General features: G+C 61.3%; 15 protein-coding genes. 3 read left to right on the plus strand and 12 right to left on the minus strand.

Going from position 1 to position 14,674, the window contains the following annotated elements; all coding sequences use genetic code 11:
* Nucleotides 1-99: 99 nt before the first annotated feature.
* The 4 genes from CYJ17_RS07200 to glgA all read right to left on the minus strand — a co-directional run bounded on the left by CYJ17_RS07200 (nt 100) and on the right by glgA (nt 3,936).
* Complete coding sequence (locus CYJ17_RS07200; protein ID WP_087070743.1) at nt 100-1,191, minus strand: SPFH domain-containing protein; 1,092 nt, start codon at nt 1,189-1,191, stop codon at nt 100-102.
* 65 nt (nt 1,192-1,256) lie between these two features.
* The gene (locus CYJ17_RS07205) at nt 1,257-1,679 is read right to left on the minus strand and encodes an NfeD family protein (protein ID WP_087070742.1); all 423 of its coding nucleotides are present in this window, start codon (nt 1,677-1,679) and stop codon (nt 1,257-1,259) included.
* A 188-nt stretch (nt 1,680-1,867) separates the two neighbouring features.
* Complete coding sequence (locus CYJ17_RS07210) at nt 1,868-2,653, minus strand: ABC transporter ATP-binding protein (RefSeq protein WP_087070741.1); 786 nt, start codon at nt 2,651-2,653, stop codon at nt 1,868-1,870.
* A 35-nt stretch (nt 2,654-2,688) separates the two neighbouring features.
* Nucleotides 2,689-3,936 carry a glycogen synthase gene (gene glgA / locus CYJ17_RS07215; RefSeq protein ID WP_087071193.1) on the minus strand — a complete coding sequence of 416 codons (1,248 nt, stop codon included), beginning with the start codon at nt 3,934-3,936 and terminating at the stop codon, nt 2,689-2,691.
* Between the two features lie 198 nt (nt 3,937-4,134).
* On the opposite strand from glgA, the gene glgC reads away from it, so the two are divergent.
* Complete coding sequence (gene glgC / locus CYJ17_RS07220) at nt 4,135-5,385, plus strand: glucose-1-phosphate adenylyltransferase (RefSeq protein WP_035277237.1); 1,251 nt, start codon at nt 4,135-4,137, stop codon at nt 5,383-5,385.
* 99 nt (nt 5,386-5,484) lie between these two features.
* Here glgC and CYJ17_RS07225 read toward each other — a convergent pair whose 3' ends face one another.
* Nucleotides 5,485-7,098 (minus strand): ABC-F family ATP-binding cassette domain-containing protein, encoded by a 1,614-nt coding sequence (locus CYJ17_RS07225; protein ID WP_087070740.1) that lies wholly within the window; start codon nt 7,096-7,098, stop codon nt 5,485-5,487.
* Between the two features lie 191 nt (nt 7,099-7,289).
* On the opposite strand from CYJ17_RS07225, the gene CYJ17_RS07230 reads away from it, so the two are divergent.
* Nucleotides 7,290-7,610, plus strand: coding sequence for a hypothetical protein (locus tag CYJ17_RS07230; RefSeq protein WP_143231878.1), 321 nt, complete (start codon nt 7,290-7,292; stop codon nt 7,608-7,610).
* Nucleotides 7,611-7,656: 46 nt separating this feature from the next.
* Complete coding sequence (gene ypfJ, locus CYJ17_RS07235) at nt 7,657-8,550, plus strand: KPN_02809 family neutral zinc metallopeptidase (RefSeq protein WP_087070738.1); 894 nt, start codon at nt 7,657-7,659, stop codon at nt 8,548-8,550.
* A 62-nt stretch (nt 8,551-8,612) separates the two neighbouring features.
* On the opposite strand, the gene CYJ17_RS07240 is transcribed toward ypfJ, so the two are convergent.
* From CYJ17_RS07240 to sufB, 7 genes are read right to left on the minus strand one after another with little or no spacing between them, the layout of a single operon-like run.
* Complete coding sequence (locus CYJ17_RS07240) at nt 8,613-9,089, minus strand: metal-sulfur cluster assembly factor (protein WP_317848336.1); 477 nt, start codon at nt 9,087-9,089, stop codon at nt 8,613-8,615.
* Nucleotides 9,086-9,652: a Fe-S cluster assembly sulfur transfer protein SufU gene (sufU, locus tag CYJ17_RS07245; RefSeq protein WP_234984497.1), complete on the minus strand. Its 567-nt coding sequence runs from the start codon at nt 9,650-9,652 to the stop codon at nt 9,086-9,088. Before sufU ends, CYJ17_RS07240 begins: the two co-directional genes overlap by 4 nt.
* Before the next feature lie 4 nt (nt 9,653-9,656).
* The gene (locus CYJ17_RS07250; protein WP_087070736.1) at nt 9,657-10,928 is read right to left on the minus strand and encodes a SufS family cysteine desulfurase; all 1,272 of its coding nucleotides are present in this window, start codon (nt 10,926-10,928) and stop codon (nt 9,657-9,659) included.
* Nucleotides 10,929-11,690, minus strand: a complete 762-nt coding sequence (sufC, locus tag CYJ17_RS07255; RefSeq protein ID WP_016442707.1) for a Fe-S cluster assembly ATPase SufC — start codon at nt 11,688-11,690, stop codon at nt 10,929-10,931. It abuts the gene before it with no gap.
* Nucleotides 11,690-12,037 carry a Rieske (2Fe-2S) protein gene (locus tag CYJ17_RS07260; protein ID WP_026429292.1) on the minus strand — a complete coding sequence of 116 codons (348 nt, stop codon included), beginning with the start codon at nt 12,035-12,037 and terminating at the stop codon, nt 11,690-11,692. Before CYJ17_RS07260 ends, sufC begins: the two co-directional genes overlap by 1 nt.
* Nucleotides 12,034-13,215, minus strand: a complete 1,182-nt coding sequence (sufD, locus tag CYJ17_RS07265; protein ID WP_087070735.1) for a Fe-S cluster assembly protein SufD — start codon at nt 13,213-13,215, stop codon at nt 12,034-12,036. The genes CYJ17_RS07260 and sufD overlap by 4 nt, the downstream gene beginning before the upstream one ends.
* A complete protein-coding gene (gene sufB / locus CYJ17_RS07270; RefSeq protein WP_200807184.1) occupies nt 13,215-14,666 on the minus strand; it encodes a Fe-S cluster assembly protein SufB in 1,452 nt (483 codons plus the stop codon). Before sufB ends, sufD begins: the two co-directional genes overlap by 1 nt.
* Nucleotides 14,667-14,674: the final 8 nt, after the last annotated feature.

Below are 14,674 nucleotides of genomic sequence, written 5' to 3' on the forward strand. Positions count from 1 at the left end.
GGCCGGGGCCGCCCCGCGCGTTGTGCGCAGTGGGCGGCCCCGGTCAATTATCGATATCAAGCTCCGCGACTCCGCACGCCGGTAAGCTTGTTTTTTCGCTTAGTTCTTCGGGATCTGGTTGGGATCGGAAACGGAACCGCGCGCATCATCAACAGCGCGATTGGCTTCCCCGCGTGCATCGGCCAGCGCCGAATCAATATCGGGGAGGGTGGTTTCCTTGAGAACATCAGCCACATCGGCCGCGTTCTCAAAATCGACCCCGGTGGGCCCGGATGGGCTGGGTTCGTCTCCCCCGCCGCTGCGGCCCCCACCGAAGCCCTTCTGCACCGCATCGAGCGCGGCGGTGAGCTCGGTAGGAACAATCCACAGCTTCGAGGACTGCGAATTGGCGATCTGCGGCAGCGTCTTAATGTATTCGTAGGAGAGCAGCTTCGGATCGGCATTGCCCTTATGGATCGCGTCGAAGACCTGAAGAATAGCGCGGGATTCACCCTGCGCCTTGAGGACGGTGGCCTGAGCTTGACCTTCGGCCTTGAGAATAGCCGATTGCTTTTCACCTTCAGCGGTCAAAATCTGAGACTGCTTAATACCTTCCGCGGTGAGAATCGCGGCGCGGCGGTCACGTTCGGCCTTCATCTGCTGTTCCATCGCGCCCTGAACGGTAGCCGGCGGATCAATCGCCTTGAGTTCCACGCGGGAAACGCGAATACCCCAACGCCCGGTGGCATCGTCCAGCACGCTGCGGAGCTGGTCGTTAATACGGTCACGGCCAGTCAGGGCCTGTTCCATATCCATGGTGCCGATGATATTACGCAAGGTGGTGACGGCCAGCTGCTCAATACCGGTCATCGGGTCGGCAATTTCGTAGGTTGCGGAATACGCGTTCGTCACCTGGTAGTAGATAACCGTGTCAATGGAGACGTTGATGTTATCGGAGGTAATAACCGGCTGGGGCGGGAAAGGCACCACTTGTTCACGCATATCGATGCGCTGGCGTACCGCGTCGAAGAACGGCACCAGGAAGTGCAGCCCCGGTTGCAGCACGGAGTGGTAGCGGCCCAGCCGTTCCACAACCACCTGGTAGCCTTGCTGCACCTTGATGACGGAACGGAACACCGCCACCACCACAAGGAGAAGGAGTAAGAGGAGGAGCACGCCAATAACCGTGCTCGCGTTGATATCAGCATCCATGATTTTTCCTTTGTGCCGCTAGGCGGCCTCGGTGACTTTTCGGTGGTACGTGAAGCAGATAAAACTTATGATTCCGGGGTCACGATTGCGGTGGCACCGTCAATTGCTTGCACAAGTACGACGCCGCCCTCCGGGATGCGCCCCGCAGCGGTGCGGGCACTCCATTCATCTCCGCCAATTTTCACGCGCCCGCCACGCTCGGTAATCTCCGTAAGTGCGTAAGCACGCCGGCCCACCTGCGCCTCCACATTGCCGACGGCGGCGCCGCGCGGGTTGATGTGGCGGCGCGCCCAGGGACGGGCGAAAAACAAGAGGATAAGAGCGAAAATTCCGTAGGCGATGATCTGGATCCACAGGACATCTGTTCCCAGGGCCACTCCCGCGGTGGCCAGGGCAGCTAGCCCCAGCATAAGGAAAGTGAAATCGAGGGTAAACATCTCAACAATTGCGAGTGCTAACCCGGCGATGACCCAAATTTGCCACGTCATTGTTCTCCCTTTCCTGAGAGTTCCACCCAGCCGGTTCTTCGGCTCCGGGCCTCTTCGTCCTCTGGTGCCATGCTACCGGACACCCTGCGCCTCGGATATACCGAGCGGAAAATCTACTGAGCGCGGAATAACGGATATTCTGCCCGCGAAATAGCCCGGGCTACAGATATACCGCGCCCCAGATTCCCCTAGCGGGCAGCGCGCGCGGTATACCGACCCGCGTTTTCTTCCACCCGGAGCGGATAATCAAATGCCTCCGAGAGCTGCGTGGAAGTCAGAACTTCCGCTAGCGGCCCGGCCGCCACCACACTGCCCGCTTTGAGGAGCAGCATATGGGTAAAGCCGACCGGGATTTCCTCCACGTGGTGGGTAACCAGCAGCATGGCCGGGGCGTACGCTGCTCCGGCCAGCCGCGAGAGGGTGGCCAGCAGGCGTTCGCGCCCACCCAGATCCAGGCCCGAGGTGGGTTCATCCAGAATAAGGACTTCCGGATTGGGCATGAGGGCCCGCGCGATCCCTAAGCGTTTACGTTCCCCGGACGAAAGGTGCGCAACTTTACGATCCTCGAGGTCCCGTAAACCGAGCCTGCGCAACATGGCGCGGGCACGGGCGTCATCTGCGGCGTCGTACTCCTCATTCCAGGCGGCCAGATGCCCGTAGGCGGCGGTGCGCACCGCTTGGAAAACGGTTTCACCCCCGGGGATGCGGGCATCAATCCCGGCCGAGGTTACCCCCACGGCGCTGCGCAGCTCCCGCACATCCACCGTGCCGAGGCGTTCGCCCATGAGCTCCACGCTTCCCGAACTGGGGAAGAGCCGCGCGGCGGCCACCTGTATGAGCGTGGTTTTCCCGGCGCCGTTGGGCCCGAAAATCACCCAGCGTTCCCCGGAATTAACATCCCAGGATACCGAGCGGAGGATTTCCGTAGCCCCGCGGCGCAGCGTTACATCTTTCAAAGACAGCACGTCACCCATGGTTCTAGAATAGCGTGCCGCTACGACATAACCGGTTAGCGCCGCGGATAGTTATCCACGAGTTCGCGGTAGAACTCCATGGTTTTTTCGCCGATAGCTTCCCAGGAGAAATGGTCCTCCACCCGGCGGCGGCCAGCCAGGCCCATCTGCGCGGCCCGCTCCTGATCGGAGCACACCTCGTTGAGAGCCGCGGCCAGATCTGCCTCGAATTGCTCGGGGTTGAGCGGGGTGCCGGTGCCGTCCTGAGCCTGTTCGATAGGAACAAGCAGCCCGGTGGTTCCGTGCACGATGCAATCGGGAATTCCCCCGGTTTCGGTGCCGACCACCGGAAGCCCCACCGCCATCGCCTCCAGGTTAACAATGCCGAGCGGCTCATAAATGGAGGGGGTAACAAAAGTGGTGCAGCACGATTCCAGGGCGACAATACGATCCTGGCTGAGCATATCGTCAATCCAGACCACGCCTTCACGTTCGGCCTGCAGCTTCGCCACGAGAGCCTTTGTTTCCTCCAAGATTTCAGGGGTATCGGGAGCCCCGGCGCACAGCACCACCTGGACGCCCTTATCAACCTGGCGCAGCGCGCGCAGCAGCCCCGGCACGCCCTTCTGGCGGGTAATACGCCCAACGAACATAATAGTGGGCCGATCCGGATCCAGGCCGTAGCTGGCGAAATACCGGCGGGCATCTTCTTTTTCCGCGCTGGTTTCCGGAGCTTTCCAGGTATTCAAATCGATACCGTTATGAATCACCCGCACCCGCTCGGGTGCAATATTCGGGTAGCAGCGCAAAATATCCGAGCGCATCGCGTGCGATACCGCCACGATTCCGGCCGCGGATTCGTAGGCAGTTTTTTCCACCCAGGAGCTCAGCTGGTAGCCACCCCCGAGCTGTTCACGTTTCCACGGGCGCAGCGGTTCCAGGGAATGCGCGGAAATCACATGCGGAATACCGTAAAGAATCGAAGCGATATGCCCGGCGAAATTCGCGTACCAGGTGTGGGAGTGCACCAGATCCGCACCTTCCACATCCGTGACCATATTGAGATCAACACCCATGGTGCGCACGGCCGCGTTCGCGCCCTCAAGTTCCTTGAGGTAGTCATAGCCCTCCAGCGCTACACCCGCGGGAACGTCTTTGTTCTCAGAAGGAGCGCGCGGACCATCAAAGGCACGTACGTGAATATCAGCATGCTGGGCGAGCACACGGGAAAGCTCGGTCACGTGAACTCCCGCCCCTCCGTACACATGCGGGGGGTATTCGCGAGTAAGTAAATCAATGCGCATGGTTGCCTCCGGCTTCTTCGCCGCCGTCCGCTTCCCCACGAAGCGGATCATGCGAGCGTACTACTTCAAGGGTAACCCACCACCCCCGGAAACACAGCCGCGGGCCCCATTTATCCACAGCGTGGACCGGCACACGACTTGTCCACGTTCCTTCTGGAAGCGGGTGTTCAACTTCACGTTTTACGGTACGCTGTAGTCATGAGGAGAGATTTACGCGTTCTGGCCATCGTCCTTGCGGGAGGCGAAGGCAAGCGTTTAATGCCGCTCACTGAAGATCGAGCGAAACCCGCGGTTCCTTTCGGGGGCATTTACCGGCTGATTGACTTTGCGCTGAGTAACATCGTGAATTCTGGATATCTCCAGATCATCGTGCTTACCCAGTACAAGTCGCATTCGCTGGACCGCCATATTACGAGAACCTGGCGTATGTCCAACCTCTTGGGCAATTATGTGGCCCCGGTTCCCGCCCAGCAGCGGCGCGGCAAGGGGTGGTTCTCCGGAAGTGCGGATGCCATTTACCAGTCCATGAACGTCATCGATGATGAACGGCCCGATGTTGTGCTCGTAACCGGAGCAGACAATATCTACCGCATGGACTTCTCCCAGATGATGGACCAGCATGTGGAATCCGGTTTCGACCTGACCATCGCCGGTATTCGCCAGCCGCTGGAACTGGCCCCTTCCTTCGGTGTTATTGATGTGGATGCGGAAAACCACCAGAAGGTTTCCCGCTTCCTGGAAAAGCCGCAGGATACCTCCGGTTTGGGCCTGGAAGAAGCCCCGGATCAGTTCCTGGCCTCCATGGGCAATTACATTTTCAACACTGATGCGCTGGTTGAGGCCCTCCAGAATGATGCTGCGGATCCCAGTTCCGCCCATGATATGGGTGGCAGCATTGTTCCGCGATTCGTGGAAGCCGGTAATTGCGGCGTCTACGATTTCACCTATAACCGCATCCCCGGTGAAGGTGAACGGGATAAGGACTACTGGCGTGACGTGGGTACCATTGATGCCTACTACGCGGCGAATATGGATCTTATTTCCGTTACTCCGGATTTCAACCTGTACAACGAGCGCTGGCCGATCCTGACCGGCTACACCGGGTTGCCGCCCGCAAAATTCGTGTACGGGCATCACGAACGCCTCGGGCACGCCCTGGATTCCATTGTTTCCCCCGGTGTTATCGTCTCCGGTGGCGAAGTGATCGGATCGGTGCTCTCCCCCGGGGTGCGGGTGAATTCCTGGTCCTCGGTGCGTGAATCGGTGCTGCTGGACGGCGTGAACGTGGGCCGCAATGCCACCGTTATTCGTGCCATCGTGGATAAGAATGTCCAGATCGAAGAAGGTGCGCAGCTGGGTGTCAATCACGATTATGACCGCGAACGCGGTTTCTACGTCTCGGAAGGCGGCGTGGTCGTGGTTCCCAAGAATGCGGTGGTGCGCCGCTAAGCGGTTGCGCGCCTGAGTTATTCAGTGTTTGCACCGCTTGCCTAGCTTCAGGCTAGTATGTGTGCCCGGTATCGGTTTCCGGTACCGGGCACAGCCGTACTAGGCGAGGGAAACCAACTCCAGATAGTCGTCGCTCCACAAATCTTCGTCCCCGTCCGGGAGGAGAAGCACTCGCTCGGGATTGAGCGCGGTCACGGCACCTTCGTCGTGCGTGACGAGCACGACGGCGCCTTCGTACTTGCCCAGGGCGCCAAGGATTTTCTCCCGGGAGGCCGGGTCAAGATTATTCGTTGGTTCGTCCAGCAACAGCACATTGGCGCGTGAAACCACCAGCATGGCCAAAGCCAGGCGGGTCTTTTCACCGCCGGAGAGGACGCGGGCGGGTTTATCGGCGTCGTCGCCCGAAAACAAAAAGGAACCGAGCACGGTACGTAAGCCTGTTTCGTCGAACTCCGGGGCGACGTAACGCAAATTATCAACCACAGTTTTATCCGTATCGATAAAATCGTGTTCCTGCGCGTAATAGCCCAGCTTGAGGCCGTGCCCGGGGAGCACTTCACCGGTGTCCGGGGTTTCCGTTCCGTACAGTAAACGCAATAGCGTGGTTTTGCCCGCGCCGTTGAGACCAAGAACGACGACGCGCGAACCGCGGTCGATCGCCAAATCAACGCCGGTGAACACCTCCAGGGAACCGTAGGATTTCGACAGGCCCCGGGCCCGCAGCGGTGTTTTCCCGCAGGGTGCCGGCTCGGGGAAACGCAGCGCTGCTACTTTGTCGTCCGCGCGTTCTTCTTCCAATCCCTCAAGAAGCTTCTCCGCGCGTTTCGCCATATTCTGCGCGGCAACCGCCTTCGTGGCCTTCGCGCGCATCTTATTGGCCTGCGCCAGCAAATGATCCGCTTTCTTTTCGGCATTGGCGCGCATCTGCCGGCGCCGGCGCTCATCTGTTTCGCGCTGCTTGAGGTAGGCCGACCAGCCCATCGCGTACTGGTCGAGGGCCGCCCGGTTGGCATCCAAATGCCATACCGCCGTGACCGTTTCTTCCAGCAGATCCACCGAGTGGGAAATCACCACGAAACCACCCGAATAATTCGCGAGGTAATCGCGCAGCCACAGGAGAGAATCGTGGTCGAGGTGGTTGGTCGGTTCGTCCAGAAGCAGCGTATCTGCCTGGGAAAAAAGCACCCGCGCCAGATCGACGCGGCGGCGCTGCCCACCCGAAAGGGTGCCCAGGGGCTGGTTGAGAATGCGCTCGTCCAGGCCCAGAGCCGCGGCCATTTGGGAAGCCTGGGCATTGGCGGCCCAGCCCCCGGCTGCGGTGAACTCTTGGTCCAGGCGTACGTAGCGTTCCATGGCTTTTTGCTGGCGGGTACCGGTGCATTCGGCCATATCCTTTTCCGCCTTGCGGATACGGCGGATCGTGGCGTCGATTCCGCGGGCCTCCAGGATGCGATCCCGGGCAATCTGGTTCGGATCCCCATCGTGAGTATCTTGCGGGAGGTAGGCGATGGTGCCGCTGCGGTGCAGAGTCCCTTCGTAATCAACAGCATCCGAGGTGGTGCCTTCGCCCGCCAGCAGGCGGGTCATCGTGGTTTTGCCCGCGCCGTTACGCCCCACCAGGCCCACGCGCATACCCTTGTGGACCTGAAAACTGGCGTGCTGGACAAGTTCACGCGTGCCGATGCGGATTGTGAGATCAGAAGCCGTAATCACAAGGGCTTACTTTACCGAGAAAATCGCGCGCGGGCCGCATTGCCGGTCACGGCAGCGCGCCACTGGCGTGCGATGGTCCGGTCGCCTGTGCCGCCGATGGGCCTCGGCTTGGAGGTGGTGTCACGGCTGGCAGGTGGTGTCACGGCAGCGCGCCACTGGTGCCCGCGGCTCGCACGCGGGACAATGGACAGGTGACAACACCATCTTCAGTGCCCGAACCGGATCCCGGCGAGCATCCGGAAACCCACGGCGCTTATGTGCTGCCCGTGGTGATATCCGTATGTGCGGCGGCCTGTGTATTCCTCGGGCACGGCCGGCTGCTCGTGCAACTCCTCGCCTGGCTGGGCGCGGTGGCGGGCCTGGTTCTCACCGCCGTCACGCTCTCGCGCGAACAGCGCGCCACTCCCGGGCAGCTGCGCTTCCGCAAGGTGGCCGGATGGAGCTTCCTCGCCTGCCTCATCTGCGTGATCGTGGCGGCGCTTCCCCTCGGGTACGCTATCGCGCGGTATTAACGGAAAAGGGCCGCGGGGGCCGGGCCGGGAGGGTAGGCTCGAAGCCATGAGTGTTAACGACGGCGTGCGCCTCGACGGGGCGAGAGTGCAAAATCGCGGACGTGGGCGCGGTGCCATGATTGGCGGAGGCTTCGGGCTCACCGGAATTATTATTGCCCTGGTTTGGTACATGGTCACCGGCGCTCCCCCGCCGGCTGCTATCACCCAGGGCACCTCCCCTCAGGGCAGCTCCGTCCAGCAATCCACCACCTCCGATTTCGCGGACAAGTGCCGTACCGGAGCGGATGCCAATGCCTCCACCGAATGCTTTATGGTGGCGGTAGCCCAATCCCTCGATGCATTTTGGGAAAAGGAACTGCCCCGCGCGGCGCGCACCCGTTACGAGCTTCCTGGCTTTGCGCTCTTTTCTGAAGGGGTGAGCACCGGATGCGGGAATGCCTCCAGTCAGGTGGGTCCCTTCTACTGCCCCGCCGATGGAACCGTCTACCTTGACACCACGTTCTTCGATGAACTGGAAGCTAATTTCGGGGCGGAGAACACCACCCTGGTTCAGGCCTATGTGGTCGCCCACGAATTCGGGCATCATATCCAGAATCTCACCGGGGTATTCGAGCGTGTCAATCCGCGCGATACCGGCCCGGATTCTTCGCAGGTGCGCTCGGAATTGCAGGCTGATTGCTACGCCGGCCTCTGGTTGCATCACGCCGCCAGCACGGTTGATCCGGCCAGCGGGATCCCGATTCTCCAGGCTCCCACCCGTGACCAGCTCGCCAGCGCGATTGACGCCGCGGCCGCGATTGGCGATGACCATATCCAAGAAAGCGCCGGCATGGATGTCAACCCGGAAAAGTTCTCCCACGGCTCATCCGCCCAGCGTATGGATGCACTGACAACCGGCTACGAAACAGGCGATTTCAACGCCTGCAATACCTGGCGCTAAAGAGGCGCTGGCGGAAGTGCGGCGTGCGCCCAGAGTTTTCTGGGCGCACGGGCGTCGTCGTACTAAATATTGAAACCGAGAGCGCGCAGATCATCGCGACCGTCTTCGGTAATGCGTTCCGGGCCCCACGGCGGCAGCCACACCCAGTTAATATCCACGTCGTCCACAAGATCTTCCGTGGCGATAATAATGCCGTCGGTGATCGCGTCCGTGAGCGGGCAGGCCGGCGAGGTGAGGGTCATATCGAGGTGGAGGTGGCGGCCGTTCGTGGTCACCCCGTAGACGAGGCCAAGATCTACGATATTGACGCCGAGTTCCGGATCGATAACGTCCTTCATCGCCTCGAGGACGAGGTAGGGATCAACGTCGTCTATCGGGCTATCACCGTCGGTGTAGACCACTTCGCCGATCCGTTCATCCGCTGTGGGCGCGGGTGCCTCCGGCGCGCTCGCTGTAGCGGTAGTTTCCGCTGCGGGCGGGGTGGCCTCGGGAGCAGTTGCCTCGGGCGCGGGCGGGGTTACTTCGTTCTTCTCCGTCATTGTTCCGGGGTCTCCTTCATTAGGGGCGGCGTAGCTCCCGCGGGATTCGTAGCTTCTGCTGAAGTGCTCGCGGGCGTGCCGGGTATGTTGAGGCGGTGGAGGGCTTCGTCGGTTGCTTCGCGGACTGCCATCCAGCCGAGTAGCGCGCATTTAATGCGCATGGGGAAGCGGGCTACCCCGTGGAAAGCGGCGGCGTCTTCCAGGGCGTCCGCGGCGGTATCTGAAAGTTCCGCCCCGCGGCTGTCCATCATCTCGCGGAAATAACCGTAGAGGGTGGTGAGGTTCTCGATGGAATGCCCGGCCACCAGGTCATTCATAATGGAAATTGAGGCCTGGGAAATGGAACAGCCCTGCCCCTGCCAGGCGAGTTCGGCGATCTTCTCTCCATCCGGGGAGAGGCGCACCTCGAGGGTCACCTCGTCCCCGCACATGGGATTGACCTGGGTGGACTCCCCTTGCGGCACGACGGCGCCAGCCGCCACCGGCGCCAGCTCACCTTCACCGTGGCGTTCGCGCGCCGCATCGAGAATAATCTGCTGGTAGAGCTCATCAAGTTCGCTCAACTTTTTATCCTTCCACCCAGAAATAGCCGCGGACCTGGCTCAACGCATCAAGAAACGCGTCAATATCCGAGCTTGTTGTGTAGATCCCCACGGAGGCGCGCACCGAGGCCGGCACCCCGAAGAAGTCGTGAATCGGCTGGGCGCAATGGTGGCCCACCCGCACCGCAATACCGCGCGCATCCAAGAATTGCCCCACGTCATGCGGGTGCACACCGTCCACGGTAAAAGCCGCGATCCCGGTACGTCCGGCGCCCTCGCGCGGGCCGAGCACCCGGATCCCCGGGATCTGCCCGAGCCCGGCAAGCAGCTGGGCAGTCAGCTCATCTTCGTAGCGCGCCACGTTCTCCATGCCGATGGCGCTGAGGTAATCCACCGCCCGTGCGAGCCCGACGATCTGGGTAACCGGCTGGCTTCCCGCCTCGAAACGGGCCGGCGGGCGCGCGTAACGCGTTTTTTCCATCGTGACCCGTTCAATCATCGAGCCGCCGAATTGGTAGGGCGGCAGGTCCGCGAGGAGTTCTTCGCGCCCGTACAGCACCCCCAACCCGGTGGGCCCGTACATTTTATGGCCCGAAAAAGCCGCGAAATCTACATCAAGTTCCCGCACGTTCACGGGCAGATGCGGCACGGATTGGCAGGCATCGAGAACCGTAAAAGCACCCACCGCGTGGGCCGCCTCCACGATCTGCGCCACCGGGGAAACCGCCCCGGTCACATTCGAGACATGTGTGAAAGCAACGATGCGGGTGCGCCGCCCGATGACCGCGAGGGTGGCCGGGTCAATCCGGCCCTCACCATCCAGATCAAGCCACGTGAGGCGGGCCCCGGTGCGTTCGCATAATTCCTGCCAGGGCAGCAGATTCGCATGATGCTCGGCGCGGGTCACCACGATATCGTCGCCGGCGCGCAGCAGGAAACGATCCGCGTTCCCCCAGCCGCGCCCCGCCGTGGCATTCGAGATCGCGTAGGCGAGGAGGTTGAGGGACTGAGTGCTCCCGCTGGTCCATACAATTTCCTGGGGCGCCGCCCCGATGAAAGCCGCCACTTTCGCGCGGGCCTCTTCGTAGGCCACGGTGGATTCCTCCGCGAGCAGGTGGCTCCCGCGCTTGACCGCCCCGTTGGAGCGCGTATCAAAATCCACCATCGCGTCCAGAACGGCGCGCGGGCGCTGCGCCGTCGCCCCGGAATCTAGGTACACGAGGGCCTGATCCCCGCGCATCGGCCGGGCCAGAATCGGGAAATCTTCCCGCGCCACCAGCGGGCGCACGGCGTTCACCTACTTCGCCTCCGCTTCGATGTAGCTGTCGTACCCGGAGGCTTCCAGTTCGCTGGCCAGATCCGGCCCGCCGGTGCGCACAATCTTGCCGCCGGCAAAAACGTGGACGTAATCGGGTTTGACGTACTGCAAAATCCGGTTGTAGTGGGTGATGAGCAGCAGCGAATTACCGGTGCGTTCATGCACGTCCACGATGCCTTCGGAGACCACGCGCAGCGCGTCCACGTCCAGCCCGGAATCCGTTTCATCCAGCACGGCGATCTTGGGTTCCAGCAATTCCATCTGGAGCACTTCGGTGCGTTTCTTTTCACCACCGGAGAAGCCCACGTTGAGATCACGCTTAATAAAATCGGCATCCACCCGCAGTTTTTCCGTGACTTTGCGTAGCGCCTGGGACCATTCGCGCAGCTTGGGAGCTTCCCCGTCAATCGCGGTTTTCGCGGTGCGCAAGAAATTCGAGACGGAAACGCCGGGCACTTCCACCGGGTACTGCATGGCGAGGAAAAGCCCCTCGCGGGCGCGTTCATCGGCGGTCATATCGGTAATATCCACACCGTCGAGGAGCACCTGCCCGGAAGTGATCTCATAGGAGGGATGCCCGGCCAGCGCGTAGGCCGTGGTCGATTTACCCGAGCCGTTCGGGCCCATAATCGCGTGGATTTCATTATCGCCAATATGCAAATTGACGCCGTGCAGAATCGGTTTGGGGCCTTCGGGGGTGATGACCGAGGCGTGCAGATCAATAATATCGAGAGTAGCCATTACTTCTCCTCAGGTGTTGTGTCCACGTCAATAAAAACGCGGCCGTCATTATCGCAGGTCAAGGGGTAGACGGGCACGGGTGTGACCGCCGGGAGCGTGAGGGCACGCCCGGAACACAGGTCGAATTCCGCCCCGTGTTTGGGGCATTCGATTGTGGTATCAAAAACTTCGCCGTCGCTGAGGTTAACGTCTTCATGGGTGCAGATATCGCCCACGGCGTGCCAGGTTCCGTGGCAGTCGCGTGCGATACATACGGGTACGACGGCGCCGCTAGCAGCGCGGACTTCCACACTCAGGGCGCTTTCCGGCTCGAGATCCGCGGTGGTACACACCTGCTGCCAGCTCATGCCTCCTCCCCGCTTCCGGCGTCGGCCAAATCGAGTTCGCGTTCGATAGCGTCCATGAGCTTGGTGCGCACCGAATCCACTTCGATCTGTTCCACCAATTCCGCGAAGAAACCGCGCACCACCAGGCGGCGCGCCACATCCGCGGGGATGCCGCGGGCCATGAGGTAGAAGAGCTGCTCATCATCAAAACGCCCGGTGGCTGAGGCGTGCCCGGCCCCGGCAATATCCCCGGTGAGAATCTCCAGATTGGGCACCGAATCGGCCTTCGCTCCCTCGGTAAGCACCAGGTTGCGGTTGAGTTCATACGTATCGGTCTGGGCGGCCTGAGCCCGAATCAGCACATCCCCGATCCACACCGAATGCGCCTCATCGCCCTGGAGCGCGCCCTTGTAGGTGGCTCGCGATTTGCAATGCGGGGCCACGTGATCCACGAAAATCCGGTGTTCGTGATGCTGGTGGCTTTCGGTGATATAAGCGCCCAGCAGTTCGGTATCGGAACGCTCCCCTTCCAGCTCACACGCGGTGGTCATGCGGATAAGATCCCCGCCGATGGTCACCACGATATGCCGGAATTTCGCGCCTTCACCTACCCGGATGCGCTGGGCGGAATGCTGGGAGGCGCAGCGTTCTTGTTCCTGCACGGACACAACGGTGAGATCCGCGTGCGCCCCCACCTCAATTTCCACGGTTTCCGTGAGGTCGCCGCTGCCGGTGTGCTCAAGCACCACGGTGCCACTAGCCTCCGGGGCCGCGGTGATAAGGGTGTGAGCAACGCTCAGTGTGCCTTCCCCGGTGATCATGGCGACGACGTCCGCGTGCTCGCTTCCGTCGAGAGTCACGATATGCGCACGCTGGAAAGCCGACCAGGCGAGGGCTGCCGCGCGGTCATCTGGTTTCCCTACCGTGCCCAGGCGCGGATCGCTGCGGTCCACTTCTTCCACGCGTGCCCCACCTACCACGGTGGCCGTCACGGTGGCATCGCGCACGCCCTCCACGTTATGAATGAACGGGGCAACCCGGTCCATCGGCGTGAAACGCCAGTCTTCTTCCTCCCCGGTTCCGCGCGGAATCGGGAACTCCTCCGGGTTGAAGGAGGCGAAACGGTCCGAGCGGTCGGCGTGCGCGGTATGGAATCCTTCGTCTGCCAGCACCGCCTGGGAATGATCAGTACTGACCATTAGCCCACACTCCCTTCCATTTGCAGATCAATAAGACGATTGAGTTCAAGTGCGTATTCCATCGGCAGTTCGCGGGCGATGGGCTCCACGAAGCCGCGCACGATCATCCCCATGGCTTCTTGTTCGGACAGGCCGCGTTGCATGAGGTAGAAGAGCTGTTCTTCGCTCACCTTCGTCACGGTGGCTTCGTGCCCCATTTCTACATCGTCCGTGCGCACATCCACGTAGGGGTAGGTATCGGTGCGGGAAATATCATCAACGAGGAGCGCATCGCAGACCACATTGGATTTTGAGCCGCGGGCATCTTCCGAGACCTGCACGAGGCCGCGGTAGGAGGAGCGCCCACCCCCGCGCGAAATTGACTTCGACACAATCGAGGAGGTGGTATTCGGGGCCAGGTGCTGCATTTTCGCGCCGGTATCCTGATGCTGGCCCGGGCCGGAGAAGGCAGCGGAGAGCGCTTCCCCGTGGGCGTGTTCGCCCAGGAGCACGCAGGCCGGGTACTTCATATTGAGGCGCGAGCCAATATTGCCATCCACCCATTCCATCGTGGCTCCTTCGGCCACGGTGGCACGCTGGGTCACGAGGTTGAGCACGTTATTAGACCAGTTCTGGATGGTGGTGTAGCGGCAGTGGGCATTCTTCTTCACGATGATTTCCACGATGGCGGCGTGGAGGGAATCCTCGGAGTAGATCGGGGCGGTGCAGCCTTCTACGTAATGCACGTAGGAACCCTCGTCGCAAATAATGAGGGTGCGTTCGAACTGGCCCATCGCCTGGGTATTGATACGGAAGTACGCCTGCAAGGGAATATCCACGTGCACGTTCTTCGGCACGTAAATGAAGGAACCACCCGACCACACCGCGGTATTGAGGGAGGCAAATTTATTATCCCCGGCCGGGATCACGGTGCCGAAGTATTCGCGCACCAGATCCTCGTGCTCGCGCAGTGCGGTATCAGTATCCACGAAAATAACGCCCTGTTCTTCCAGGTCCGCACGAATCGAGTTGTACACCACCTCGGATTCGTACTGTGCAGCCACCCCGGCCACCAGGCGTTCTTTTTCCGCTTCCGGGATGCCGAGCCGGTCGTAGGTGTTTTTGATTTCCGGGGGGAGGTCATTCCAATCGGTGACCTGGCGGTCGGTTGCCCGCACAAAGTACTTGAAGTCATCGAAGTTGATCCCGGAAAGATCAGCCCCCCAGGTGGGCATGGGGCGTTTCTCGAAGAGGCGCAGGGCACGCAGGCGCCGCTTAAGCATCCATTCCGGTTCTTTTTTCGCCGCGCTAATCGCGCGCACCACGCCCTCATCCAGACCGCGGCGCGCGTGCGCCCCGGCGGTATCGGTATCGTGCCACCCAAATTCATAGGCGCCGGACAGGTTCGCGATCACGTGTTCCTGCTGCGCCACGGCCTCCGCAATTGCTGCCTCGTGCCGTGTTTGTGCCATGTGTTTCC

It is taken from the genome of Actinotignum timonense, assembly GCF_002860685.3.
In the GTDB taxonomy this organism is placed as follows: Bacteria; Actinomycetota; Actinomycetes; order Actinomycetales; family Actinomycetaceae; genus Actinotignum; species Actinotignum timonense.